Source organism: Streptomyces spiroverticillatus (assembly GCA_014650415.1).
Lineage (GTDB): Bacteria > Actinomycetota > Actinomycetes > Streptomycetales > Streptomycetaceae > Streptomyces > Streptomyces spiroverticillatus.
Window position 1 is genome coordinate 26,780 of the sequence record BMUX01000031.1, and the last position, 25,070, is coordinate 51,849.

Consider the following 25,070-nt stretch of genomic DNA (forward strand, 5'->3'; position numbering starts at 1 on the left):
CGGGCACCGTGGTGGTGTACCCGCCGTCAGGATGGCCGAGAACGGATCTGCCTGGAATTCCACAGACCGCCAGGCCGTAGCAGCCCGCTCCCGGCACCCGCGCAGTCTGCTCACCGGAGGACTCCAGGCGGTTCTGCCCGACACCCTCGACGGTATCGGGGAGGCATCCGACGTGGCCGCCGCCGTCGTATTCCTCGCGGGTCCGAAGGGCTGATGGCTCAGCGGCCGGAACCCGCGGCAGACGGGGTTCGTGGCCCGATGCCGACGGCACGGCCGGGTCCGCAGGTGACCGCTCCGACATCAGGTGCGGTGATCAGGGGCTCTTCGTGCTCGGTGGTGAGGGTTTGTGTTCAGTGGGGTGTGGGGTGGTTGTGGGCGGCGTCGTGGGTGGTGAGGTACTGGGGGAATTCTGTGGTGCGGCCTGCGGCCCGCAGGAGTTTGTTGATGGTGTGGTGGGTGTAGACGAGGCGCAGCCAGCCGTCGTGGGTGCGTGCGGTGCGCTGGGCGTCGCAGAGCATGTTCAGGAAGGTGATATCGGCGAAGGTGACGTGGGTGAGGTCGAGTACGACGTGTGGTGCGGGGTGGGTGTTGAGGGCGTGGGTGAGGCGGGCATGGAGGGCGGGGGTGGTGAGTATGTCGAGTTCGCCGGTGGCGGTGACGACCCGGTAGGGGCGGCGGGCGCTCCGTGGGAGCCGGATGGCGGGCAGAGAGGGCAGGGGCATCAGGAGGAGAAATACGTTCATGGCGCACTTCCGCGGTCGTCTCGGTCGGTCACGGCACCGGGGTCTGGGGCGTCGCATGCGGTGAGGGTTCCAGCGGTGGGAAAAGTGGCTCCGCACCTTTATGACGGAAGGGTGCGGAGCCATTCTCATGGGCGTTCAGGACCTGGCAGGGTCGCCCGGGAGCGGCGGGTGGGGCCGGCGGTGCGGGTCTCTTACGCTCGTACCGTCTGCTTGGTCTCTCGTACTTGTGACTGTGCATGACGCGGCGGCGAGACGCACGAAACAGAACAGAACTGCGGGGGGAAGCCCGCGGGTACCTGGACGCTGAGGGCGCTGCCGCAGGTGGCGCACTGGCCGGCCGCCCGGCGGATGCGCTGTGCCTCCGCCTGCCCGATCCGTGTCAGGCGGTGTCGCTCTCGTTCACGTGCCCGGCACAGGGCCCAGTCTTCGTTCCCCGGCTGCGAGGTGTGCTGCGGGAAGACCGTGTCCACCAGCACGGCGATCACGCTGTCGCATGCCCCGGCAGCACCTGCGGCGCGGGCGATGAGTTCTGCCTCGGGGCTTCCCTCCCTGCGCCCCAGGCTGTCGTCGGGGTTCTGCGAGAGTCCCCAGCCGCGGGCCATTTTGGTGAGTGTGGCCGTACTGCAGTCAGCCAGATGCTCGTCGCAGAAGACGATCTGTGGGTGCGGTGCGGGGAAGTCGCAGCCGGGATGGCGGCAGAGTTCGTCGAGGCCTGCGCAGACAAGGGCGAGGGAGAAGCGGCGCCGTTCGTGGACAATCACCGCCCGTCTGCCGGGGTCCAGCGTTTCCAGTCTCAGCTGAGCGTCCCGGCCCGCGGTCGCCAAGGCACCCGCAAGATGCAGCACGCAGCGGACCGGCACAGCGGTGCCCAGGAAGGCGGAGTCGTAGCCCACTGGGCCTGTCCCCAAGGAGTTGTTCCACAGGGGGGCCGTGGGTGCGGTCGCGCACTCCATCAGCAGTTCTCGCAGGCCGAATGCCGGCCGTGTGGGCGAGGGAAGGAATCCGGTGACACAGAATTCGTCGCTGGCAGGCCTCCCGCCGTACGTCTGGCGCGCGTGCCACTCCGAGGGGTTTGCGTGCCACGCGGGTCGGCCGTCCTTCGTCACATGCCTGTCCTTCCTCATTGCGCAGCGGGACTGCGGCTGCAGCGGGTGGTGACCGGGAATCTGCCCCGCCCACCGGTCCAGTTCCTCGGGCGAATAGGCCCGGTCGCAGACGGTGCAGCGCGTACAGTCTGGCCTCTGTCAGGGGCCGGGGCGTGGTGCCACGGCCCGCCGCGCGCGGTGGTGTGGGACGCCGGGGCTGGCTGCGCTGCGTCCAGGGGGGTCTCGGCAGCAGCGGCTCCGAGGGACGAGGGGCATCTGGGGGCATGGCGAGGGTTCAGTCGCTGCCCTGGCGTCGCGGCTCATCCGAGGGTGTCGAGAACGGGGGCGACGGACGACTCGGTGATGGTCCTGCCGTCGGTCGCTGCGTGTAGGAAGCGGAATCGTCCCAGTTCAGGGGTGCTCTGGAGGGTGTGCAGCGACTGAAGCGACTGGAGTTGTGCATCTATCAGAGCAACACGCGCGCAGGCATATGCCCGCGTGAAACATATGCTGCTGATAGATAGCAGCCTTGAGTCGCTTCAGTCGCTATTTCCCGGCTCGCACCACCCTGACCTGCTTTCTTCTTCGTCTCACAGTCAGCGACCGAAGTGGATCCCCGATCGCTGTCCGGGCATTGCGCGTGCTGCTTTCGGAATTCGCCTTTCTGTACGCAAGTCCCCCGTATGCGGGCACCGTTGTGCACATCACCCCCTTCTGCTCAGCTAGCCTGTGCCGAAAAGGATTCACAGCTTGAGTCGCTTCAGTCGCTATAAGGAGTCGTGCATGTCACGTGACTGGGGTCTCCTCCCCGGCGACTCAGGCTGCCGCACAGCGACCGGGCGGACGGCGTTCGACAGATGCAGCACGGCGCTCAGGGAGACCGCACGTGACTGACACCTCCGATCAGGAAGTGCTCTTCGACGCCGCCACGGCGGCCCACCAGATGCAGCACTACCCACTCCTGCCTGCACAGGCAGGAGTGGGCGCGCGCCAGGACTACGGGCTCCTGCCGGTCTCGTTGTCAGACCGCGGCAGCGCCAAACTCTTCGTGCAGCAGCACGGCCGGGAGTTCCGCCATGTACCGGGCATCGGGTGGTTCCGCTGGGCGGGCTATCGGTGGGAACTCGACGAGGACGACAGCGTGATGTGGGCCGCCGGGGACATGGCCGAGCGCCTGGCCGAGAGCGATCCTTCCGGTGGACACACCGACCGTGAAATGCGGGCCTTCAGAAGACGCGCCCTGTCCACCTCAGGCCTCAAAGCCATGCTGGCGCAGGCCCGTACGTCGCCGGGAATGGTCCTCAACGCAGGCCAGCTGGACGCCGACCCGTACGCTTTGTGCACACCGGCCGGCATCGTCGACCTCAACACCGGCCTCATCTCTGCTGCCGACCCGGAGAAGCATCACCACTCGCGGGCCACCAGCGTGGCACCGGCCGCCACGCCCACGCCGCGCTGGCACAAGTTCCTCCGTGACACCTTCGGTACTCACGCCGAGGGCGCCGACATAATTGCCTTCCTGCACGAGCTGCTCGGCTACTCGATCACCGGCGACGTCGGGGCACAAGTGATGCCGTTCTTGTTCGGGAGGGGCAAAAACGGCAAGTCCGTCCTCCTGGACGTGATGGTGAAACTCCTGGGCGACTACGCGGACGCGGCCCCACCGGGCTTCCTGATGGCCCGCCCCTTCGAAGGCCACCCCACCGACCTGGCCGAACTGCACGGGCGGCGCATCATCGTCTGCTCCGAGCTCAAGGCCGGCGACCGATTCGACGAAGCCAGGGTCAAACTGCTGACCGGCGGGGACCGGATCAAGGCCCGCCGGATGCGGCAGGACTTCTTCGCGTTCTCGCCCACCCACAAGCTGTGGCTGCTGGGCAACCACCGCCCCGAGGTCGGCACCGGCGGATACGCCTTCTGGCGCCGCATCCGCCTGATTCCTTTCGAACGTGTCGTCGACGACCACCAGAAGATCGACAACTTGGCAGACCTGCTCGTCGCCGAGGAAGGCCCCGGCATCCTGCACTGGCTGATCGCCGGGGCCCACCGGTATCTCACCGGTGCCCGCGACCTGACGGGTCCCCAGCAGGTCCAGACGGCCACCGCCTCGTACGCAGAGACCGAGGACCACACCGGCCGCTTCTTCTCCGAGTGCTGCGTTCTGGATCCGTCCGTACGCGCCGAACAACGCTCGCTCTACACCGACTACCTTGCCTGGTGCGAGCGCGACAGCGAGATGACGAACGTCAAGCCGCTCTCCGGCCGAGGCTTCGCCGCCCGCGTCCGCGACACGGTCGGGCTGAGCAGTCCCAAGGACATGGTGCTGTCCAATCAGAAGAAGTACTACCCGGGCATCGGGCTCGTGGAAGCAGGAGACGACCAGACATGAGCTCCCTGATCGACCCTTCCGAGATCGCGTTCGAGAACAACATCGTCTGGCTGGAAGACACCGACGGCCTCGACTACGTACGCCAGCACCTCGACCGCATCCCCTGGCGAACCAAGCGGCCTGCCTTTCACCGGGACGGCCGCATGGTCGGATACGCCGTCCTGGGGTCCAAGGCGCGGGCTTCTCGGGTCTCGGGCACCTTCCTGCGCCGGGTCTTCTGGCTGGCTCCCCACGACCGCGACGGACAACCCGAGGGGATCTACGCCACAGGCGCGCCGGGCGAAGCCGTCGACCCGAGCACCCTCGCCCCGCGCGTCACCGGCCACAAGACCGAACGCAGCCAGGGTGGGCCTGCCTCCGCTGCCATGCGTGAGCTTGGTATAACACTCCCCCGCACCTGAAGAACGGACACCCGGTCGGCAGCCCGCGGCCCCCGGCGACCTCACGGCTGGGTACGGTGCGTGAGTCGCTCCTGGCTGACAAATCAGAGAACTGCACTTCAGACCTCCTTTCAGGCCCCCGGCAGCGACTGAAGCGACTCGAAGTCCCCAGCCTTGACCGCACGAAACCGGAGAGCAATCCGGGGCAGCACCTCCCCCCGCAGGCGCCTCCTCCGCACAGCCCAGGCCGCGAGGCGCTCCGGGGATCTGCCGTCTGCCGGCGTCGGCAGAGCATGACGCGTCGCTTCCACCCGCCAGCTACGGCCCTCGGGGACAGGGCAGCAGTGCCGCCTAACGGTGACATGCCGCGTCCGTTCGGGCGAAGAACAATAACCGGTGGGCCCGGCAGGAGTTCTGCAGGACGCCCCACTCCGGGGCGCACCACGCAGACGGAAAGTGGAATCTTCATGAAGCAGGTCATCACGTACGCCGCCCTCGCAGCGACCTCGCTGGGCCTGGGCACCATGGGCGCCTCGCAGGCGCTTGCGCTCGCCGACGACGGCGGCACGACCTCGCAGAGCGGCGTCGGCGCGAAGGACCACTACGGTGACGCGGCCACCACCGGGAAGATGAGCCCCCAGATCGCTCCGGTGCAGGGCACCCTCAACAAGCTCTGCGTGGGTCTTCCGGCCAAGGCCAACGCCACCTCCCTGGTCGGCCTCCTCGTGCCGGTCGGCGCCCAGGACATCCCCGTGCTGTCCGCACCGCAGAACCAGCAGTGCGCCGACAACTCCACCCAGGCCAAGGGTGACGAGCCGCTTTCCCACCTCGGCAACGACTTCCCGATCCTCTCGGGCAACGGCACCGACAACCGCTGACCTCGGCTGGGCGCGGATCTCCTCAGGACCGCGCCCAGCGAACAGGCCGCTGGGCGGCGGTCGCGGGTGTGGTGCTCAGGCACCGTCGAGCCGGCTGGAAGGACCGCTTCCCGGCAGATACCGGGCGCCTGGTGTGGCTGCACCAGGCGCCCGGTGGGGGACATCGCGATCTCGCGCCCGCACCGGATGCCTTCCCTCCTGCAGCGAGCCCATCGCGGCGTGCAGCAATGCGGGCCCCCAGGGTTCTCACCTGGCGCAGCCAGCACAGCCATCACTCGCCATCACTCCATGCGACGCCCGCAGGACGGGCAGTGCACTGCACGGCTGCCTCTGCCGGAGCCCGGGCTGTCGTCATTCCCCCTCCGACGCCAGGAGCACCATGCTCAACCGCCGGTCCCTGCTCAGAACCGCCGCCTTCACCGCCCCGGCCCTGGGTCTCGCCACCGGCCCGGCAGCTCCAGCGGCGCGTGCGCGCCTCCTGGCGGCCATGGGTGGACCGCTCGTCTTCGGAGTGCTCGGGGACAGCATCACCGGTCGCGGCAGTTTTGCCTCCCGCAGTGACAAGTCGTGGACGGCCCTGCTGCAGACGCGGCTAGAGCAGAACTGGCGGGTCACCCGGGTCGAAGGCAGCACCTCACGTGACGCCCAGAACCTGACCTGCCTGGCCGATGTGAACACCGTCCCTTTCGGATGCGATCTGATCGTCGTCGGGCTCGGCACCAACGACTGCCGTGAACAGCGCAACGGACGTCACATCTACACCCCGCACGACACCCGTTCTGCTGCCCACGCACTGTTCACGGCCATCGCCGCTGGCAACCCCGGTGCGGTCATCCTGAGCCTTGGCGTCTGGGGCGACCGCAGCATCCAGTGGAGCATGGACGACCGGACGCCTCCCGTGTCCCGAGTGGCCCACTGGGACGCGATCATCGCCGAACAGTGCCTGGCCAACGGCGGTCTTCCCGTTCCCTGCGCAGACCTCTATGACGACCCCGCCCACCGGCTTCCAGCAGGGCGCCCGGCGTTCGGCGGCTACTCCACCGACGGTTTCCATCCGAACGACGCCGGACACGAGGCGCTCTACCGGAGGGTGGCGAGCCAGCTACACCTCAACTGAGCTTGTGTTTTGTCCTCCAGCCACGGACTGGATGAGTAGTTGAGATCCTAGTTCGGAGTGAGACGCCCTGAATGTGGGCGCTCCCGCAGTCCGATCATGTTCTGGCTCTTGAGCGCTGACGCTGTTCGTCGAAGCTCCACTGCCGCTTGGAGTTGGGCCGTCGGTTGAGCTCCTCGCCAAGGTCGACCTTGCGTTGGCGCCGTGCTCAGTCCTGGGAACGTCTGCGGCCTTGTGAGGGCACGTCCGCACTCCGCGACGGTCGCCTCAACATCGGGGTATGCACGCGGGCGGATCGCGCGCTGAGCCAGCTGGGGCGGCGGACCGTGACCTCGCGCTTGGCACCGTCGCTGAAAGGGCGGTGCCCTCAGGACTACCTCTATTCGGTGCCTTCGGCGGCGGATGACCGTTGAGCGTGCTGTGGGCGTGTGCCTCGTCTGCGGCTGAAGCGTGGTTGAGGACATGTGTGGGTGCCTTCCGGGTGGGGACAGGGGCTGACAGTCATCAGGGGCGGAAGGTCGCGGGGCTTTCGTACCCTCCGCCCCTGGATAAAAGTGCAGGTCAAAGCATTAAAAGCCTCCTGCTAGGGGCTGTAGGGGCTGAACTTTCGGGTTAACGAATCCCTTGCGGGCGCGTGTATGCGGGCGCGCGTGAGGACATCAACTGCGTGACAGGAGAATGAGCCTGCCTGCTGATAACCTGGAATTTCAGCCCCTCCAGCCCCTCCAGTGGGCGGGAGGAACGCTCTGAGCTGGGATTACAGCTATCAGGGCAATGCCGTTGACATAGCGTTATGGATCTTCGTGGGGTGGTGTCGCGCGGAGAAGGCGGACGGCGTCGGCGGGCTTCTTGGCGGGGTGCACGGGGCGGGCCCGCTTGGGGTTCCAGCCTGGGAAGCGGCTCATCTTGCGCTTTACCTGTCGGATTACGGTGCGCAGACGGCGGGGTGGGTTGATCTCCTCGAGTACTTCGGCCGTCAGGGTGAGGCGGTCACGGGCGGCGGGGCCCAGGGGGGAAAATCCCCGGGTGGGGGTGAACGCTGCGTCGGGTCGCCCGCAGGGCGGCGCTGAAGGAGAGCCGGTCGGGGTCCAGCGGCTCGGAGCGGTCGACGGCGGCCCGGTGCATCAGGATGCGGATCGCGGTGTGCACGGCCAGGTGCGCGTAGATGTCCTGGAAGACCAGGTCAGGGGTTTTGCTGGGCAGTACGGTGCGTGGCCCGAGCTGCACCGTTTTGATCTCTTTCAAGGTGCCCTCGACTTCCCATCGCTCGCTGTAGAGGGCGGCCAGTTCGGCGGCGGGGGCCTCCGCGGGGTTGAGCAGAGTAGTGATCAGGCGGTAGCGCACTGCCCTGTCACGCCCAGGGTCGTCCAGCAGATATTCGATCACTCTCACCTGGATCTGGGTGCGGTCCTTGTGCGGGCCGCAGTCGTGACGGGCCATGGAGATCCACGAGCCGTCCGCGAGGACCTTCCCGGGTGGCAGTTTCCACAGGCCCGAGACGCGCCACAGCAGGTGGGCACCGGTATCGGCCATGGTCTGCCACAGCTGGACGCCAGGAAAGCCACGGTCGGCGAGGACCAGCATGTCCGGCCGCAGACTGCGTACCAGCCGTGCTGCCAGGGCCCGTTCGCCCGTCGACCAGGGACCTGCCTCGGCGTCGACAACGGTGTGCGTGCCGGACTCGACCAGCACGACCGTCCGGGCCTGCGGGTAGCCGACCGGCCCCTGGCCGCGCAGCCTGGGCTTGGGCCCGCTGAGGCCGGCCCGGTTGGCAGGGGTATCGGCGGCGTCCATGGTGGTGCCGTCCAACGCCATCAGCCGGTGCCCGCGCCAGAACGCCCCCGGTGTCGCAGCCGTCGCGATCCCGCCGCCCACCTGTCCCAGTAGAGCGCGCAACGGCTCGCAGCCCAGGCGCTGGCGGGCTCGGAACACCGCTGCCTTGTCCGGCAGATGCCACCCGCCCACCGGATCAGCCCCGACCCCAGTCATCCGGCGTAACACCTCCCGGTAGGGGTCGGGGCAGAACAGGGCTCTGCCCAGCAGGAAGTAGACCATCAACCGGGCCGGCAGCAGCCGGCGCCGTTGTTCTCGGCGTCCCGCCTTGTCCACCACGAGATCGACAAGATCCGGTGAGTAGACCACCGAAACGTCACCCAACTCGACACCGTCCACCAGCTGATCAGGCATCACAGGAAACCTCCTGCTATCCGTTCAACCGCGACCCAAGCGCTATGTCAACGGCATTGGCTATCAGGGGCTAAGCCAGGACTCAGCCCCTGCAGCCCTGCCCGCTGGCTTTCAGCCCCTTACTCCAGCCCCTGCGAGGGGTGGTACACACCAGCAGCACGGTCCGTCGGCCAAACCCCGAGGGATTGGTACGAGGCAGGAAGCTGCTGCAACCCGGCCGAGCCCACGGGCTCGAAAAAGCCGATGCCCAGGAACCCTGTGAAGGTTCCTGGGCATCGAGGGGCGGCTGGCCGCATGTCTAACCGACGGACGTTATTGCCCGTGCCTGTGAGCGCTTCGTCTTCTCGCCGGCCCGGCAGATGTCGACGGTCTGGGGGTCGACGGCCTCTCCGGGGGAGCCGGTCTTGTAGTCGCCGTCGGGAGCGCTGTCACGGTCGTGCGGAACGAGGTAGAAGACGCGGCGGTGGAAGAGGCTCGTCTCGGGATCGCGTTCGACCCGTGGGCTGAGCTCGGCGTAGCCCACCAGCCGGCCGAGGCCGTCGAAGGGCGGCTTGCCCACCCGGTAGGGGGTGCCGTGAACGGCCTGGCGTACGTACTCCAGGGTGGAGATGTCCTCCAGCCAGATGATCCGGGCTTCTCCGGCGACGTCCGCGTCGGTGAGCAGCGAGCTCATGTCCGCACCTCTTCCTCTTGGTGTGGCTGGGACAGAAGCCCCGGCTCCGCTCCGTATCCGTGCACGCTTTCTCTCTGGAGTTTAAGGGGTGCCGTCTGAGCTGGGCAGGGGCTCAGGAGGGAGGTCCCCTGGGGTGCTGCTGCGGGGTGTCTGGTGGTGTTCATGGTTACTGGTCGCCGTCGATCAGGCCGAGGCCCGGGTAGTAGCGGACGCCATTGCTCTTGATCATCTCGTCGGGGGACTTCAGGCCGAGCTCGCTGCGCACCCGGGTGGCGAAGGACCGGGAACCGGCGGGGCGTGTGCCCTCTTCCTGGCACCACCGGGAGTAGACCGTGTACAGCAGGGTCTGGCGCACCTGCATTTTCTCGTGGCGTCGGCAGAGGTCGCTGAGGAAGCGGCCGATGTGGTCCTCGGTTGCGGCGTAGGAGGCTGTGGCGGTACGGACACGGGCCGGGCCCGCGAGATTGTCGCGTTCCCTGCTGGGGTCCCGGGTCGCGAGGAAGCGGCGGGCTCCCTCGATGAGCCACGCGAGAATGCCCGGGCCTTCTTCCTCGACGAGGATGCGGGCCAGGTTGTCGATCTTCTTGTGGTCGGCGATCTTCCGCTCGAAGGGGATCAGGCGCAGGCGCCGCCAGAAGGCGTGTCCGCCGGTGGCGACTTCGGGGTGATGGTTGCCCAGCAGCCACAGGTGGTGGGTGGGCGTGAAGGTGAAGAAGTCCTGGCGCATCCTGCGGGCGGTCACCATGTCGCCGCCGGTGAGGAGCTTCATGCGGACCTCGTTGAACTTGTCGTTCGGCTTAAGCTCGCTGCACACCACCAGGCGGCGCCCGTAGAGCTCGGTCAGCTCGGTCGAGTGCTCGGTGTAGGCGCCGCGGTCCATCAGGAAGCCCGGGGGCGCGGAGTGCGCGTAGTCGCCGAGGATCTGCACGGTGGTGTCGAGCAGGACGGACTTGCCGTTCGCCCCCTCGCCGTGGCAGAACGGCAGTACCTGGGCGCCCACGTCCCCGGTGATCGAGTAGCCGAGCAGCAGATGCAGGTACTCGATCATCTCCTTGCCGTCCGCGTCGTCGCCGAAGATGTCCGTGAGGAACGCGAAAAACCGCGGCGTGGGCATCACGACGGGCGAGACCCGGGTGCAGCGGGAGTTGAAGTCGTGCAGCGGGTCGGCCGCCCGCAGCACCCCGGTCTTCAGGTCGACCACGCCCGACGGCGTGCACAGGGTGTAGGGGTTGCCGTCGAGTTCCTCGGCGTCCAGCGACAGTGCCGGGGACGCCTTGGCCTGCAGCAGCATGGCCTTCACCCCACTCGTCGACGACGAGTAGCGGCGGTGTTTGATGACCTCCTGGACGGAGAAGCGGCCGTGGGGATCGAAGCGGGGCATCTGGCTGGCCATGTCGCCTGCCGCCCAAATCGCCTCGCCCTCGCCGCCGCGCAGCTTCCACCGCCCTGACTCCCACACGTACCAGCCGTTGCCGGCGACGTAGCGGAACCGCCCTCCGTACATGGCCGCGAACAGCTCTGCGTTGGCCCGGTCGGTGAGGTCCTCGGGCAGGCGTCCTGTCGGCGCTGCGGCAGCGCCCGCCGGGGTACTGCCGGGCTCGGGGGTGGCCTTCTGCGCGGGCAGCACGCGGTCCGCAGTCCCGGTGTCCCGCACGTCCAGCTGGAGCATCTGCTGAGCGACGTGTTGTGCGTCGAAGGCTGCACCGTCGTGGTCACTGTGGCTCATGAGCGTCCTTCGGGGGCGGCGGGCGCAAGGTGCAGCAGCGGGAGGGGAGGAACCGGCCAGACCCTGTGCGCATTCCGTGTCGTTGTGACCGCCGGGAGGGTTCCCGCCGCCTCGGGATGAGGCTCTGGGCGCATGGTCACACGGAGGTCCTTGCTCGGGGTGCGGAAGTGGCGCACCGATGACGGGAAGAAGTGCAGTTCAGCAGGGGTGGACACGTCAGATAGGGGCTGGAGGGGCTGAAGTTCGCGGTTTGACGAAGCGAGCCTAACGCAGCCGGGGGGTGACGCTGCGGCACCGGGCCTGCAAAGCGGGCCGCGTTAGCTGTTATGGCGGACCCTCAGCCCCTCCAGCCCCTGCCGGGCGGGCAGGAAGGGGCTGGAGGGGCGGGACTTCAGGCATAGGCGTGTGACCTGGCCTGTGGTCGGTCTCTGGTTCCCCGACCGTCTGATGTATGCCGGTCGGGGGCTCCAGGACGACCGGTACGGCCTCGGGGTGCGGACGCAGCAGCGCCTCGTCCGTCTCGCGCCCGGATTCGTGCCCGTCAGCCCCGCCGGGAGCAGCGGCGCCTTTCTGCCGTACCGGCCCCGGCACGGGACTGACGGTGGTGCAAGGGGACGGCAGGAGTCCTTAACTCTGGGTGCCCAGGAGGGCGCTGCGCAGGGCGTTGAAGTGGATGAGGTCGGGGGCGGGCAGGGGAACGTCGTCGTCCGGCCGGGGATACTTGGGCTCCAGGTGGACGTGGTCGGGCTCGGTGAGCTCGGGGCGGGGGAAGGTGCGCCGGGCGAGGGCCTGGTGGCGCTGGTGCGCATCGAGGCCGTGGGAGAGGGTCCGGGTGGCGGCGATGAGACGGATGCGGTCGTTGAACCCCGGCTCGGGGAGCGGCAGGTCGAGGTCGTCGTCGACGTAGGCGAGCGCGACGGGCATGTAGGCCAGGACGGCGGTCACGGGGTCGGGGATCGTGAGGTGGTCCTGCTTGAGCAGGCGCAGGATCCGCAGGGCGGCGGCGACCGTTCCTTCTTCGGGGTCGGGGGTGGCGGCCTGGGCCAGCCAGAACTCGGCCGCGGTGTCCTCGCCGAGGGCCAGGTGGTGCAGGAAAAGGCAGTAGGCGGCGGCGAGGTCCTCGGCGCCGGCGGCGAACTGCCACCAGAACTGTGCGGCTTCGGTCTCCTTGGCCAGATGCAGCAGGCAGCCCAGGACGCGGGCCCCGGCCGGGGCGGGCATCACTCCGGTGGCGAACTCCTCGCGCTCTGTGTCCAGTTCCAGTTCGTCCAGTGCGCCGGTGTGCCCGGCGACGGCTTCGCACAGGATCCGCAGATCGCGTGCCGCCTCGCCCTCCGGGCGTTCGTACGGCTGCGCGCATCCGGCCGGCCCGTCCAGCTGGGCAAGGCCGTCCTGGCGGGCGGCGGTGCGCAGCCGGGCGGCGAGCCGGGCCTCGGCGGCGTCGATGTCGCTCTGCGGGTAGGGCGTGGTGGTGAGGCGGGCCCGGGTCAGGAGCTCCTCGATGCGGGGGGTCATCCGGCAGTCCCTTCGGTGTCGTTGTCCAGGTGCAGCAGCTCGCGCAGGCGGCGCACGGCGTGCCGGGCGTTGGAGCGCACGCTCGCGGCCGTGATCCCGAGGTGCTCGGCGACCTTGTGGGTGGTCATGCCGTGGGCGTGGAGCAGGAGGATCACGTCCATCTGCCGCGGCGGCAGCATGCGGATGTGGTGGAAAAGGTTCAGGCTCTCCTCCAGCTGGCCGACCGGGTCGACGGCGCTCAGGAGGGCCTCGGTGTGGAAGGCGGCGGTGTCGAAGGGCACGGGGCGGCGGGCGCGGGCCGTGCAGGCGTCCAGGGTGCAGTTGCGCAGCACCCTCCAGGCGTACCCGGCCGGGTTCTCCTTGGAGAGCACCGCCTCCCAGCAGCGCAGCAGCTTCTCGAAGCAGGTGTCGACGGCTTCCTCGGCGTCGGCGCGGTTGTTCAGGATGGTCTCCGCGTAGCGGATGTAGGTCGCCCGGTTCAGTTGGTGGAAGGCGCTGAAGTCCACCGGGAGCTCGGTCATCGACGGCCTGACTCTGGGCGGGCGGGGGCTCGGGCTCTGCTCTCGGGTCACAGCCGGCGCCCCCGCTCCTGCTCACAGCGGCGCATCTCACTCATGCCTGCACGTACACCCGCGGCGGCTATCCGGCGGGCCCACACGATCACGTCACGGCCGAACACCCGCACTGCGAGCCCCACCATGACCACTTCTTCCACGTGCTCCATCGTCACGAGCGTGCAGACTCCTCTGCGTGCGCCGGGCGGAACCGCGCCCCCTCAGACGATTCCGGGATGCGCCGTAGTGCGCCTCCGCCACACAAGACCCCTCCCGCGCGGCGAATGTGCAAGCAGCAGCACCGGAATTTTCCACGGCTCCCGGCACACCAGCCGATGGTCGTCGGCCGTACCGAGTGGCCGGGCAGCGCGCGACAGGCACCCTGAGCAGGGGCAACATGTACCCGTGACGCCGCAACTAGCCGTCAGGCTAAGGATGTTGACGACCAGAACCCCAACACGTGACGCCCGTCACATGTGAGCCTGTTGGGGTGTTTGCCGCATGGTCCTGCCTGCCGAACACTGTGCCGCAACGGCTGTCGGCGTGTAGGAGCGGCGCGGTGCCCCGGTGAGGCCGGGCGCGGCGTCGAAGGCGGCCTGGGGCGGCTCGCCTCCTTGGCTGAGCAGGAAGCTGGCTCAAGGCTCCCCCGTCCGGGAGCGACGCGATCAGATCGTCGAGCGGCACCGTCAGGGTCTGAAGGGGTACGAGATCGCGCGCGAGCTGCCAGTTTCCGCAGGGTTGGTGTCGACCCGGCTGAAGGAAGCCCGCTCGGCCGGTGTCGACCTCACCCGCTGCTCCCCTGCCGACGGCAAGGAGATGTCACGGAACGCCGACACGAAGTGACGCGCAGGTAGAAGGACCCGAGATGTCGCCCGTGCACTGGTGTGTCCTCCCCAGGGTGCTTCTTGAACGGCCCGAACGTCCAAGGGCTTCGTTCGACACGCGGTCGGTTTTGCTGTCTGCTGGCAGTCTGTTCGCCGCTCGCGGATTCGGCACCACTCGCCTGGGCTAGCAAAGTCACGATCAGCCCCGCCGCCAGGCCAGTTCGTGGGTTGCGCATCGACTGGCGGCTCGCGAGAGAACTGGCGTTGGCAACACCCCCTGTTTGAGGGCGCGTTGCGAGCTGATGGGCCTCCCTTTGTGCGCCTCGCAGCCGTTAGGCGGTCTCCTCGGGCCCCGGTCTGCTTCGGCAAGGTGGGACACCTTAGCGAGCACCACTGACAGTCCGGGATTTTCAGGTGAAATCCGGTCGTTGTGGTCACCGTTTGGTGCTGCTTCCATGACGCCATCGCACCGCTCTGACCTGCCGATTCAGCCAGGGGAGGGTGCCCATCGCCCATGTGCCCGTGGAAGGACCTGCCATGTCAGAAGAGATTTGGGACCGGTTGGTGGAGGCCGTGAGCCTTCGGTCCGAGGACGGGGGGATCGGGGTCACCGCGGAGTACGAGCCGCTCGGCGGGCCGGGAGACACGGTCTTCCCGCCGACGGTGAAGCTGACGGCGAGCGATGCCCCCAGATACCTGGTGGGCCCGCGATACGAAGACGGCGTAGGGGTGCAGGCGGTTTGCCTGGACCAGCCTCAGTCTCAGGCCAACCGGTGTGAACACGCCCTGGGGCAAGCGCTGCGCGACGGCATGGCGTACCTGCCGCACCTGCTGATGACCACCGAGTCGCACGGGGTGGCGGTGCGGATGACGAACATGGACGCCCCGCACCGCTCGCGTGACGCCTACTTCCGGGACTCCGAGGACGAGACAGGCACGAAGTTCGACGACACACCGACGGGGCTGGCACTGCGGCAGGCCAACGAGGCCGATCTCAGCGCCTATCTGCGGCAGGCGCCCACCGATTTGGTCTACGGGGCATGGGACTCGCACCGTAAGCGCAGGATCCAAACAAAGATCGCCAAAGCGTACATCTCCCGCATGTACGGGGTGGCTCCGCTGGCAGGGGTCCGTGCTGCGGGCCGGTTCGACGCTCTGAACCTGCCCGGCGACACCGTGCTGGTCACGGACGGCGGATGGGCGCCGATCGAGGGGGCAAAGGCGCCGAAGGGAGTGGCGACGGCGAAGATGTCCGCGCTCGGGCACGGCATGATCCCGCCGACCGAGGGCCTGGGCGGGGTGTCGGTACGGTCGATCCACCGGAAGGCGACGGTCTCGGTGGCCCAGTTCGCGAACCTGCACTTCGGCGGGGCGGACGCCTCCTACACCACGGCAGCACGTGTGCTGCTGGCGTCCATCGCGCTGCTCGGCGACCGGCTGGCGTTCGCGCGGTCGGCGCTGCGGCTGCGCTCGGGGTGCGACCTGGTGCTGGTCTCGGAGCAGGTGCACTGGGTTAAGCGCGGCACCTCGGGATCCGCGAAGCAGGACGTGCTGGAGCTGAGCACGCCAGAACAGGCGCTCGCCCTGTTCGCGTACGCGCGCAAGCAGGCGCAGGCCGCGGGGGTGGAGTGGGCCGAGGAGCCGATGGTGGTGAAGCCGAACGCGAGTCTGCAGAAGGCCATCGACCGGTCGTTCGAGTTCCGCGGGGCCGGCACCGCAGAGAGCGAGTGAGGTCATGCCGTTCCGTACGACGGTCCGCCTGCTGGAGTCCTTCTATGAGGCGTCGACGCTGGATCGCAGCCGGGCGGAGTGGCCGCCGCACCCCTACCGGGTGTTCTGCGCCCTGGTGTCGGTGGCCGACCCGGACGATCCCCTGCACGATGCGGCACTTCAGTGGCTGGAGCAGCAGCCCGCCCCTGTGGTGCGGGTGCCCGCACAGTCCGCCGAGGGGCAGGTTCCGCGCTGTGCGTGGGTGCCGACGAACGGTGTGGCCGCGCAGCCGAGCCACACCTTGCTGCCGGGGCGTACGGCGGGCGGGCAGACGCGGGTGTGGCGTGAGCGTGCGCTGGCCCGGCCGGTGATGGTCTTCGAGTGGCCCACGGTGCCGCCGGCCGGGGTGGCGGCGGTGCTGGAGTCGCTCGCCCGCGCCGTGCCCTACCTGGGGCGTGCCACCGGTCAGGCCCTGCTGCACACCAGTGTGGAGTCGGCCGGGGAGGGCGGTGAGGAGGGTGGGCCGTGGCAGGTCTGGGAGCCTGCCGGTGCGGACGTGGTCGCGGGCGTTCAGTCGTTGAGGGCCCCGTATCCGGGGCTGCTGGAGCGGCTGCGGTGGGCCCATGCGGAGGGGCAGTACGCGTTCCAGCAGGCGCGCCCGCACCCGTATGTGCTGCGCGGGGCGCAGGCCGTGCAGGAGCCGGGGGTGGTGGAGGGGCGGTTCGCGGATCTGGTGACGTTCGCGTTCGCGCCCGGGGTGTCGTTGGATGCGCACCTGACGATGAAGGTGACGGGGGCGTTGCGTGGCCGGGTGTGTGATCTGCTGGCCGCGGCGGGGCATGACGTGGAGGCGATGGTCGCCATGCACGGGCACAAGGAGCGCGGTGATGAGCGGGGTGTGTGCGCGTTCCTCGGGCTGCCCTTCGTCGGGCGCCGGTATGCCGACGGCCGCCTGCGCGGGGTGGGCGTGGCCCTGCCCCGTGATCTGGATCCGGTAGTGCGGCGGGCGGTGCTGGCCTCTCTGCTGCGCACGGACGGTGGTCTGAGCACACTCCAGGTGCCCGCCCTGGATTGGCCGTTGGACCTGGTGTATGTCGGTGAGGGGGCCACGCCCACCGACACGGTGGCCGCGGTGCGGCCGCAGCGGTGGACCCGCCCGTCCAGGCAGTGGGCCACCGCGCTGCCGATGGTGCTGGACCACTTCCCCAAGCGCAACGGGCGTGAGATCGAGGAGTCGGTGGCCGTCAGTTGCCGCATGGCGGGACTGCCCGAGCCGCGGGACATCGAGGTGCTGCGCACAGGTGCCTTCGTGCCGGGCGCCCCATCCCTGTCGCCGGGCGCGGTGAGGCGTTACGAGGACGACCCGCCGCTGCCCGCCCGGCATGTGCGGCTGCACTTCGCCGAAGCGGTGGCCGGCCCGGTGATCGTGGGCAGCAAACGCAACTACGGGCTGGGCCTGTGCCTGCCCACCAATACCCAGGACGGGGGGTACGGCGCATGACGCTCGCCCTGAAGGACTTCCCCGCGTTCGTGCACGAGGTGCACGGTCACTGGCCTTTTCCCTGGCAGCGTGACTACCTTTCGAACGTGCTCGCCGAGGGGCGGTGGCTGGACCTGGACATCCCGACCGGGCTAGGCAAGACCACCGTGATCGACGTATGGGCGTTCCTGCTGGCCTGGCAGCACACCAACAGCCACGACCGGACGGTGCCGCTGCGGCTGTTCTTCGTCGTGGATCGTCGCCTGGTCGTCGATCAGGCATACGACCACGCCGCACGCTTGAGCGCGGTTCTCTCCAGTGCGCCCGAAGGGAGCGTCGCTCGCAGGGTCGGGCGGGCCCTTGCTGAACTCGGCGGGCAGGGGCAGGAGTTGGCTGTGGTGCGGATGCGCGGGGGCGTCGACTGGGCGTCGCGCTGGCTCTCCTCGCCCGCGCAGCCTGCCGTCGTCACCTCCACCGTCGACCAGTACGGCAGCCGTCTGCTCTTCCGCGGCTACCACACGAGCCCGAGGATGCGGCCGATCGATGCCGCGTTGTGCGGCATGGATGCCCTGGTGGCCGTGGACGAAGCGCACATCGCGCTGCCGCTGCTGGTCACCGCCGCCGACTGCGCCGCCTACCAGCACACCGCCGCCCACCCGGGCTTCGCCGGCCGGGCGGTGCAGGTCGTCAGCCTCTCCGCCACCGCCGCCACAGACCCCTCCCGCCCCCGGCACCAGATCTCCGACGAGGACCGACGCCACGACGTCGCAGGCAAGCGGCTGAACGCACCGCGCCGCATCACCTGCCTGGACGCGGTGGGCACGCAGAAGGATCCGGCCACCGCGTTCGCCACCGGCGCGGTCCTGGCCCTCGATGTCCTGATGCCGCTGCTCCAGCGGCCGGTGGCCGCCATCGTCGCGAACACGATCCGTACCGCCCGCGCCACCCACCACCTGCTGTCCCAGCGAGAGGACCTGGAGGTGGTGCTGCTCGTCGGACGCTCCCGTGCCCTGGACCGCGAGCTCCTGCTCGCCGAGAAGGCGCTGAAGGACCTCCTCGCCGGGGTGAAGCCGGGCCGGGGCAAGCCGCTGATCGTGGTGGCCACCCAGACCATCGAGGTTGGCCTCGACGTTTCCTTCGCCGCCCTGATCACGGAAAACGCCTCCCACGCCGCACTCGTCCAACGCCTTGGCCGCCTGGACCGCACCGGCGAGCAGACACTCGCCCCCGCGATTGTCCTGCGCGCCACCGACGGTACGGGCCGTGCACCGATCCCCGTCTACGGCGACGTTGCCACCCGCACCTGGGACTGGCTCACCACGCACACCCCCGCCGTGAACCTGCACGAGGTAGACCCGGGCCGGCTGACCGACCAACTGCCCCGGGGGCTACTGGTCAACCCGCTCACCCTGCCCGTCCTCCTGGAGGGGATCGACACCACACTGCTCAACACCCCGCCCCCGCGGACGCCGGTCCTGCACCGCACCGTCCTGGACGCCTGGACGCGCACCGGCCCCGCCCCGGTCCCCGACCAGGACGTCGCCCCCTTCTTGCACGGCCTCGACACCTCACCCGAGGACGTCCAGGTGCTGTGGCGGGCCGACCTGCCCTACACCGACGGCTCCCCCGACGTCGAACAATGCGCGTTGCGCATGCAGCAACTGCCCCCGCACCCGGGCGAAACCCTCGCCCTGCCCGCCGCCCAGCTGCGCCGCCTTTTGACTCAGGAACCCGGCGACGGCGACGACACCAGCGACATGGAAGGCACGCCGCACAGCGAACCGGCCCCCACCAAGCACAAACGCCCGCCGGTGATGATGCCGGTCATGTGCTGGGACGACGCCGAGGACCGGTGGCTGGAGGTCACCGCACCCCACGCCATCCGGCCCGGCAGCACCGTGGTCCTGCCCAGCTCCTTGGGCGGACACGACCCCTACGGATGGACCGGCACCCACGGCGCGCCCGTCACCGATCTCGGCGACTTCCCGCCCACCCGCACCACACCCGCGGCCACGCCCGCTGGTGCGGCCGCGACCCGCCTCGACCCGGCGGTGCTCACCGTCCTCGCCGCCGGCGACACCAGCCTGCGTACGGCCCTGGACACCGCGATCACTACGACCGCGAAGCAACTGACGGCCGGAGAGGAGCACCCGGCCCTCCTCCTGGGCGCCCTCTTGGACACCCTCCTGGAGCACCTCAACACCCGTCCCGGCGGCCCGTACACCGACCTTGCCCGCCTGCGCCTCGCCGAACTGCGGGCAGTCCAGGACTGGTCGCTCTCCCCCACCGGCCGCACCACCACCCGCGGACACGTCGTCCTCGATCCCGACACCCCCCACCGTCTCGTGCTCGTCCCCCCGCACCCCGCGCCCGGACAGGCGGAACACAGTGCGGGCGTCGGCGACGAGAGCGCCGACGCCAGCTCTCTGACCCGGCCCGTTCCTCTGTCCCAGCACAGCCGCGCCGTCGCCGAGCGGTCCGCCGCACTCGCCACCGCCCTGAACCTGCCCGCCGACCTCATCGACACCCTCCGCACCGCCGGCCACGCCCACGACTGCGGGAAATCCCACCCCCGCTTCCAGTGCATGCTGTGTGCCGGAGACCGCCTCCTGGCCGACTCGCTGGACGAACCCCTGGCCAAGTCCGGCATGGACCCCGCCGACCACACCGCTCGCCGCCGGGCCGCCCACCTGGCCCAGTGGAATACCGAGATGCGCCACGAAGCCCTCAGCGCTCTCGCCGTCACCGCCTGGCTTGCCACCGATCCAGACCACCCCTGCGGCACCGACAAAGACCTCTTGGTCCACCTCGTCGGCGCCCACCACGGTCACGCCCGCGCGCTGCTGCCCCCGGTGCCCGACCCGCAACCGCAGGACGTCCGCTGCACGATGCCCGACCAGCAGCAGATCACCGTCAACAGCGCCCACATGGGCATCGACTGGAACGGCCCCGACCGCTTCAAGGCCCTCAATCACACCTACGGTCCCTGGGGTTTGGCGCTGCTCGAAACAGTCCTGCGCCTCGCCGACATGGCCTGCTCCGAAGAAGGCACCTGAGATGCCCCACACCTACACCCTCGAACTGCCCGCCCTCTACGGCAGCTCCCCCCTCGGGTTCCTCGCCGCCCTCGGCACCCTCCACCTCACCACCCACCTCCTCGACCAGCCCCCACGACTGTCCTGGTCCGGCCCCGACGCCCCCGCCCTCCTGCACACCCACATCCCCTACACCCACACCACCCTCGCCGAACTCCTCGCCACCCAACTCCCCAAAAACCCCGCCGACGACCCCCTCGCCGTCGCCCCCGGCATCCTTAACCAGCCCCGCACCCCAGGCGGCCCGAACGAGCCGCTCAAGATGCCCATCGACGAAGCCCTCCACAAGCTCCGCACCTACGCACAGGCCGAACGCGACCACAACGACAACCGCGCCCACTGGTTCAGCGCCCTGGTCAACACCCTCGCGACAAAAGCCAGTGACACGGGTGCACCTTTCACCCGCACCACCCCCTACTTCGGCCACACCAGCAGAATGACCCTCCCCAACAACTGGGCCACAGCCGCACAATTCTGCAAAGACGACCCGGCCCAGCTTCCGGCCGCGCTCACCCGCTGGCAGCGCGTTGAGGAATACGCTGGCGCCAACCTCGACCACCACTCCACCGGCGACGCCCACATGGTCAGCCACAGCAAACCCACCCAACAAGGCGTCCCCGGAGCCACCTGGCTCGCCCTCCACGGCTTCCTCGCCTTCCGCCTCATCGGCAACACCAACGACCCCCACGCCACCAGCTGGAACACCCCGAAGAAGGCATTCACCTGGCCCACCTGGCACCCCCCGCTCACCACCACCTCCCTCACCACACTCCTCGAACACCCCCTCCTGTATGCCTCCCGCCCGGACCCCAAGAGACTCCGCAACCTAGGAATCACCGCGCTCTACACCGCACCCCGCACCCGCCTCCCCAAAGGCGACGGCCCTCTCCAGCCCGGACGACGCCACCCCCTGTGAACCACCGCTATCGGGCTGCCTCTGCGACTACGGGTCGCAGCACTACTACGGCTTCGTGCCATGGCCGATCATGGGGGCGATACCGCCCTGCCTCTGCGACTGCGGGTTGCAGCACCACTACGGCATGCCCTGCGGTCCGGCCTGCCGGATCACCTCCAGCGCTACCTCTGCGACTGCAGGTCGCAGCACCACTACGGCTTCGAGTCCGCCCGCACCAACGCGCCACTGGTCGGCGCTGCCTCTACGACTTCAGCTCGCTGCCCAACTACGGTCTCGAAGAGTCTTCCGGTGCGACGGTGGCTCCGGTAGGTGACTCCCCGACCTGATCTCGCAGCACCATCACCACCCTTACAACTCAACAGTGACCACGTGCCGCACACGCCTACTGCCGCTCCAGGCAGTATCACTACACGCGAGGACGCCCATCAGGCCGGACTGCCCAACGAGTTCTGCCTCTGCGACTCCGGGTCGCAGCACCACTACGGCATGGCCTTTACGACCAATGGGGACGGCAACTCGGCCCTCCCGCTGCGGCTCTGGGTCGCAGCGCCACTACGGCGGCTCCTTGATACCGGCAACCATGGCGACCGCGAGTCTGCCTCTGCGACTTCGGATCGCAGCACCACTACGGCACGACCACCGGGAGGAGGATCACTGCCATGCGAGCCTCGCCTGTGCGACTGCGGAGGGCCGCAGCACCACTTCGGCCCTCCGCAGTACATCCCACTCATGGTGGCGCGGTGCTGCCGCTGCGACTTCACGTTGCAGCGCCACTGCAGCAAGTTGGGACACACCCCGGCGTACCCGGGGCCCGCCTGCCTCTGCGACTACGGGTCGCAGCACCACTACGGCGACGCATGGGGGCACCTGCTGCATGTCCGGCTGCGGTCTGCCTCTGCGACATCGTGTCGCAGCACCACTATGGCGATCACTGGTACTACGCCGCGGGCGGCACCGCCGTCTGCCTCTGCGACTATGCGTCGCAGCACCACGGCGGCAACCAAGGGGCCGAGCCGATCGTGTGCATCCCTCGCGCTGCCTCTGCGACTTCGAGTCGCAGCACCACTACGGCAGCACCGTCGACCACATCACCGTCCACGAAACCAACTGCCTTGCGAGTGCGGGTCGCAGCACCACTACGGCGCGGCGCTCTGGGCAATCCCTGGCCGCCCCCGGAAGCTACCGCTGCGACTGCGGGTCGCAGCACCACTGCGGCGTGGTGGCTATGGCCACAAAGCCCACCTGCAGGGACTGCCACTGCGATCACGAGTCGCAGCACCACTACGGCGTCGCCGCGTCCGACGTGCTGTCCCGGATCTCCCCCTGCCTCTGCGACGCCGAGTCGCAGCACCACTACGGCGGGCTGGTGATGCGGCCGGTCCGGTACAGAGCGGGCTGCCTCTGCGACTCCACGTCGGCACCTCGTGTCCCTTGCGCTCGGATCCGGGGGCCACGCCTGCCTCTGCGACGCCAAGTTGCAGCACCACCACGGCTGGCCGCTGGTCTACGGGATGGTCGCCGTCGTCGGCACTGCCTCTGCGACGCCGAGTCGCAGCCCCACTACGGCGTTTCGTCCTGCACCTGCTCCACCGCGCTAATGCGGACTGCCTCTGCGACTGCGGGTCGCAGCACCACTACGGCCCCGACTGGATGCGCGAGTACCCGCCCGAGCGGTTCTGCCTCTGCGATTGCGGGTCGCAGCATCACTACGGCACCGCGACGGCTCGGGCTAAGGACGACCGACTCGCTCTGCCTTGGCAACTCCGGGGCGCAGCATCAATATGGACCGGTGCATGGCCGGTTGCACGTCTGGTCTGCCCTGATGTCGAGCCGCAGGGCCAGACGAGCGCACCTGGCAATGGACACGTATCCCGCCCGCGGCGTATGCGTTGGATGGCACGTGACACTCCCCTAGATCTCGCTCCCCGTGCCCGGCATCGCTGCCCAGGACTCCGGCATCCGGCTTCCGCTGTTCAGTCTCACTGAGGCGCAGGACCCGCTGCGGCTGCTTTAGCTCGTCGCGGACGAGGACGACGAACTGTCCGAGGAGGCCCGTTGGTTCGCAAAGCAGCTCCACGACCGCATCCCCTCCGAGAAGTATCGGCACAGCTGCACCGTGGAGGGGGCGTATGCGTTCCGGTCGCCCAGGCCGTGACCGGGGTACCGGGGTGTCGTTGAGCAGTGCAGTGCCCGAGCACTACCTCCATCAGGAATCCCCCGGCCTCTCCGCTCCGGGGGATTTGTGTGCCCACAGCGGCCACGGTCACGGGGGGCGGTTAGGCCGATCATCATGATTGCCCTCGCGCGGGTGAAGTCCCCCTCCGCATGGCGCATTTGGGGCCCGGATCCCGCTACGAAGATCTCGACAGGTTGTGATCTTCCATGAGAGGGGAGGGACGCGATGCGCGTACGCACACTGGGAACCCTGGCCACGTCGACAGTCGTAATCGCGGTACTGCTGGCCCCCGGAGCGCAGGCCGCCGGACCGGCCGGAAACCCGCACGGCGCAGTGGGTGATGTGCTGGTGATGCCGGTGCAGGACGTCCTCAAGGCTCTGCCGGTGGCCCCAGAGTCGCGTGCTGGGTATGAGCGCACGAAGTTCAAGCACTGGGTGGACAGCGACAAGGACGGCTGCAACACGAGGGCCGAGGTCCTCCTGGCCGAGGCGTTCGTGCCGCCGGAGAAGGGGGCCAAGTGCAAGCTGTACGGCGGTGAGTGGTGGTCGCTGTACGACAACACGTACGTCGGCGACCCAGGCAAGATCGACATTGATCACATGGTGCCCCTGGCCGAGGCGTGGAACTCCGGTGCCTCCGGCTGGACAGCCGGACAGCGGGAGGCGTACGCCAACGACCTCAGCGACGACCGCTCCCTGATTGCCGTGTCCGCCGCCACGAACCGGGCCAAGGCGGACAAGGACCCCACCACCTGGATGCCCCCGTCCGAGGCCGCGCACTGCGCATACCTGACCGACTGGGTGGCCACCAAACTCCGCTGGGGCCTGACCGTCGACAAGGACGAAGCCAACGCCCTCGCCCAGATCGGCGTCACCTGCTCCAACCCGCCCCTCAAGGTCACCCTCGCCCGCTGACCCCCAGCAACACGAAGGCCGTCTGCACCCGCCTGCACCCCTCTCCGGCGGGCACAGACGACCCGTCACACCCGCACCGAACAGCCATCCTTCCGCGCAACAGCCGACTGCCCGCTCCCACGTCTCCGACGTCACGACACGGTGATCACATGCTCCCCCGCCTCCGCCAAACGCTGCCCCTGGCGCTGCTCCTGCTGTGCGCCGTCACGACGACGAGCTGCGTCTCCGTACCCTCCGCCCCGGCAGCACCCCCGGCCCCCGCTCCCCAGCTTCAACAAGTGCGGGTGCTCCCGGCGTGGCCTACCCCGGTCGAACCGCGCGCCCACTCAACCTGAGACATCTCAGAAACGGCCCACAACCGGCATCCGCAGGGATCACAGCTCCTCAGCCCACCGACACCACGCTTTGAACGTCAGTAGCCGTGTTGGGCCCAGGATGGCGATCTGCCCGCGCAGATCCTCCACCCGAGTGCGTGAAACCGAAGCCCTGGCCCGCAGCCGTTCCACCAGAGACGCCATCAGTCACCTCCATCACGCGAGTCGGCAGTCCCACCAACCTGCAATACCCGTAGGCGAGTTGGTAGGCACTCCACCTCATACTGTAGGAGAAGATCATGAAAGGCGGCCAATACATCGCAGCAATGCCCAACAAGACAAATTGGGATCATGCGGCTCCCCAGCGGACTCCGAGTGCTGAAGCTGAGCAGCCAG

18 protein-coding genes are annotated in these 25,070 nt (G+C 68.8%); 10 read left to right on the top strand and 8 right to left on the bottom strand.

What is annotated here, in order from left to right; all coding sequences use genetic code 11:
• Window positions 1–350: 350 nt before the first annotated feature.
• Both IE269_RS40285 and IE269_RS40290 read right to left on the bottom strand, forming a co-directional pair.
• Window positions 351–743 (bottom strand): STAS domain-containing protein, encoded by a 393-nt coding sequence (locus IE269_RS40285; protein ID WP_189828314.1) that lies wholly within the window; start codon window positions 741–743, stop codon window positions 351–353.
• A gap of 191 nt (window positions 744–934) precedes the next feature.
• Complete coding sequence (locus tag IE269_RS40290; protein WP_189828315.1) at window positions 935–1,636, bottom strand: hypothetical protein; 702 nt, start codon at window positions 1,634–1,636, stop codon at window positions 935–937.
• A 1,135-nt stretch (window positions 1,637–2,771) separates the two neighbouring features.
• Here IE269_RS40290 and IE269_RS40295 point away from each other — a divergent pair.
• The 4 genes from IE269_RS40295 to IE269_RS40310 all read left to right on the top strand — a co-directional run bounded on the left by IE269_RS40295 (window position 2,772) and on the right by IE269_RS40310 (window position 6,592).
• Window positions 2,772–4,217 carry a DNA primase family protein gene (locus tag IE269_RS40295; RefSeq protein WP_189828332.1) on the top strand — a complete coding sequence of 482 codons (1,446 nt, stop codon included), beginning with the start codon at window positions 2,772–2,774 and terminating at the stop codon, window positions 4,215–4,217.
• Window positions 4,214–4,618 carry a DUF6009 family protein gene (locus tag IE269_RS40300; protein ID WP_189828316.1) on the top strand — a complete coding sequence of 135 codons (405 nt, stop codon included), beginning with the start codon at window positions 4,214–4,216 and terminating at the stop codon, window positions 4,616–4,618. Before IE269_RS40295 ends, IE269_RS40300 begins: the two co-directional genes overlap by 4 nt.
• Window positions 4,619–5,064: 446 nt before the next feature.
• Window positions 5,065–5,475 (top strand): rodlin, encoded by a 411-nt coding sequence (locus IE269_RS40305; RefSeq protein WP_189828317.1) that lies wholly within the window; start codon window positions 5,065–5,067, stop codon window positions 5,473–5,475.
• Between the two features lie 379 nt (window positions 5,476–5,854).
• Window positions 5,855–6,592, top strand: a complete 738-nt coding sequence (locus IE269_RS40310) for an SGNH/GDSL hydrolase family protein (RefSeq protein ID WP_189828318.1) — start codon at window positions 5,855–5,857, stop codon at window positions 6,590–6,592.
• Between the two features lie 987 nt (window positions 6,593–7,579).
• Here the strand turns inward: IE269_RS40310 and IE269_RS40315 are convergent.
• The 6 genes from IE269_RS40315 to IE269_RS40340 all read right to left on the bottom strand — a co-directional run bounded on the left by IE269_RS40315 (window position 7,580) and on the right by IE269_RS40340 (window position 13,420).
• The gene (locus IE269_RS40315; RefSeq protein WP_189828319.1) at window positions 7,580–8,776 is read right to left on the bottom strand and encodes an IS4 family transposase; all 1,197 of its coding nucleotides are present in this window, start codon (window positions 8,774–8,776) and stop codon (window positions 7,580–7,582) included.
• A gap of 298 nt (window positions 8,777–9,074) precedes the next feature.
• Window positions 9,075–9,449, bottom strand: coding sequence for a DUF6009 family protein (locus IE269_RS40320; protein ID WP_189828320.1), 375 nt, complete (start codon window positions 9,447–9,449; stop codon window positions 9,075–9,077).
• Between the two features lie 166 nt (window positions 9,450–9,615).
• Window positions 9,616–11,175: a DNA primase family protein gene (locus tag IE269_RS40325; protein ID WP_189828321.1), complete on the bottom strand. Its 1,560-nt coding sequence runs from the start codon at window positions 11,173–11,175 to the stop codon at window positions 9,616–9,618.
• A 627-nt stretch (window positions 11,176–11,802) separates the two neighbouring features.
• Window positions 11,803–12,690, bottom strand: coding sequence for a hypothetical protein (locus tag IE269_RS40330; protein WP_189828322.1), 888 nt, complete (start codon window positions 12,688–12,690; stop codon window positions 11,803–11,805).
• On the bottom strand, window positions 12,687–13,211 hold the full coding sequence (locus tag IE269_RS40335; protein WP_189828323.1) for an RNA polymerase sigma factor: 525 nt from the start codon (window positions 13,209–13,211) through the stop codon (window positions 12,687–12,689). Before IE269_RS40335 ends, IE269_RS40330 begins: the two co-directional genes overlap by 4 nt.
• Before the next feature lie 47 nt (window positions 13,212–13,258).
• Window positions 13,259–13,420 carry a hypothetical protein gene (locus IE269_RS40340; protein ID WP_189828334.1) on the bottom strand — a complete coding sequence of 54 codons (162 nt, stop codon included), beginning with the start codon at window positions 13,418–13,420 and terminating at the stop codon, window positions 13,259–13,261.
• 391 nt (window positions 13,421–13,811) lie between these two features.
• Here IE269_RS40340 and IE269_RS40345 point away from each other — a divergent pair, with 391 nt between their 5' ends.
• From IE269_RS40345 to IE269_RS40370, 6 genes are all read left to right on the top strand, one after another.
• Window positions 13,812–14,087 (top strand): hypothetical protein, encoded by a 276-nt coding sequence (locus IE269_RS40345; protein WP_189828324.1) that lies wholly within the window; start codon window positions 13,812–13,814, stop codon window positions 14,085–14,087.
• A 518-nt stretch (window positions 14,088–14,605) separates the two neighbouring features.
• Complete coding sequence (cas7g, locus tag IE269_RS40350; protein WP_189828325.1) at window positions 14,606–15,799, top strand: type I-G CRISPR-associated RAMP protein Csb1/Cas7g; 1,194 nt, start codon at window positions 14,606–14,608, stop codon at window positions 15,797–15,799.
• 4 nt (window positions 15,800–15,803) lie between these two features.
• Complete coding sequence (gene csb2 / locus IE269_RS40355; protein WP_189828326.1) at window positions 15,804–17,279, top strand: type I-G CRISPR-associated protein Csb2; 1,476 nt, start codon at window positions 15,804–15,806, stop codon at window positions 17,277–17,279.
• Window positions 17,276–20,314, top strand: a complete 3,039-nt coding sequence (gene cas3g / locus IE269_RS40360; RefSeq protein WP_189828327.1) for a type I-G CRISPR-associated helicase/endonuclease Cas3g — start codon at window positions 17,276–17,278, stop codon at window positions 20,312–20,314. The genes csb2 and cas3g overlap by 4 nt, the downstream gene beginning before the upstream one ends.
• Window position 20,315: 1 nt before the next feature.
• Window positions 20,316–21,269, top strand: coding sequence for a type I-G CRISPR-associated protein, Cas3-extension family (locus IE269_RS40365; protein WP_189828328.1), 954 nt, complete (start codon window positions 20,316–20,318; stop codon window positions 21,267–21,269).
• 2,401 nt (window positions 21,270–23,670) lie between these two features.
• Window positions 23,671–24,360, top strand: a complete 690-nt coding sequence (locus tag IE269_RS40370; RefSeq protein ID WP_189828329.1) for an HNH endonuclease family protein — start codon at window positions 23,671–23,673, stop codon at window positions 24,358–24,360.
• Window positions 24,361–25,070: the final 710 nt, after the last annotated feature.

Excerpts from the sequence above, each read along its gene's own strand:
- IE269_RS40285 (WP_189828314.1), bottom strand. The coding sequence starts at position 743 with ATGAACGTATTTCTCCTCCTGATGCCCCTGCCCTCTCTGCCCGCCATC.
- IE269_RS40295 (WP_189828332.1), top strand. The coding sequence starts at position 2,772 with ATGCAGCACTACCCACTCCTGCCTGCACAGGCAGGAGTGGGCGCGCGC.
- IE269_RS40300 (WP_189828316.1), top strand. The coding sequence starts at position 4,214 with ATGAGCTCCCTGATCGACCCTTCCGAGATCGCGTTCGAGAACAACATC.
- IE269_RS40305 (WP_189828317.1), top strand. The coding sequence starts at position 5,065 with ATGAAGCAGGTCATCACGTACGCCGCCCTCGCAGCGACCTCGCTGGGC.
- IE269_RS40310 (WP_189828318.1), top strand. The coding sequence starts at position 5,855 with ATGCTCAACCGCCGGTCCCTGCTCAGAACCGCCGCCTTCACCGCCCCG.
- IE269_RS40315 (WP_189828319.1), bottom strand. The coding sequence starts at position 8,776 with ATGCCTGATCAGCTGGTGGACGGTGTCGAGTTGGGTGACGTTTCGGTG.
- IE269_RS40320 (WP_189828320.1), bottom strand. The coding sequence starts at position 9,449 with ATGAGCTCGCTGCTCACCGACGCGGACGTCGCCGGAGAAGCCCGGATC.
- IE269_RS40325 (WP_189828321.1), bottom strand. The coding sequence starts at position 11,175 with ATGAGCCACAGTGACCACGACGGTGCAGCCTTCGACGCACAACACGTC.
- IE269_RS40330 (WP_189828322.1), bottom strand. The coding sequence starts at position 12,690 with ATGACCCCCCGCATCGAGGAGCTCCTGACCCGGGCCCGCCTCACCACC.
- IE269_RS40335 (WP_189828323.1), bottom strand. The coding sequence starts at position 13,211 with ATGACCGAGCTCCCGGTGGACTTCAGCGCCTTCCACCAACTGAACCGG.
- cas7g (WP_189828325.1), top strand. The coding sequence starts at position 14,606 with ATGTCAGAAGAGATTTGGGACCGGTTGGTGGAGGCCGTGAGCCTTCGG.
- csb2 (WP_189828326.1), top strand. The coding sequence starts at position 15,804 with ATGCCGTTCCGTACGACGGTCCGCCTGCTGGAGTCCTTCTATGAGGCG.
- cas3g (WP_189828327.1), top strand. The coding sequence starts at position 17,276 with ATGACGCTCGCCCTGAAGGACTTCCCCGCGTTCGTGCACGAGGTGCAC.
- IE269_RS40365 (WP_189828328.1), top strand. The coding sequence starts at position 20,316 with ATGCCCCACACCTACACCCTCGAACTGCCCGCCCTCTACGGCAGCTCC.
- IE269_RS40370 (WP_189828329.1), top strand. The coding sequence starts at position 23,671 with ATGCGCGTACGCACACTGGGAACCCTGGCCACGTCGACAGTCGTAATC.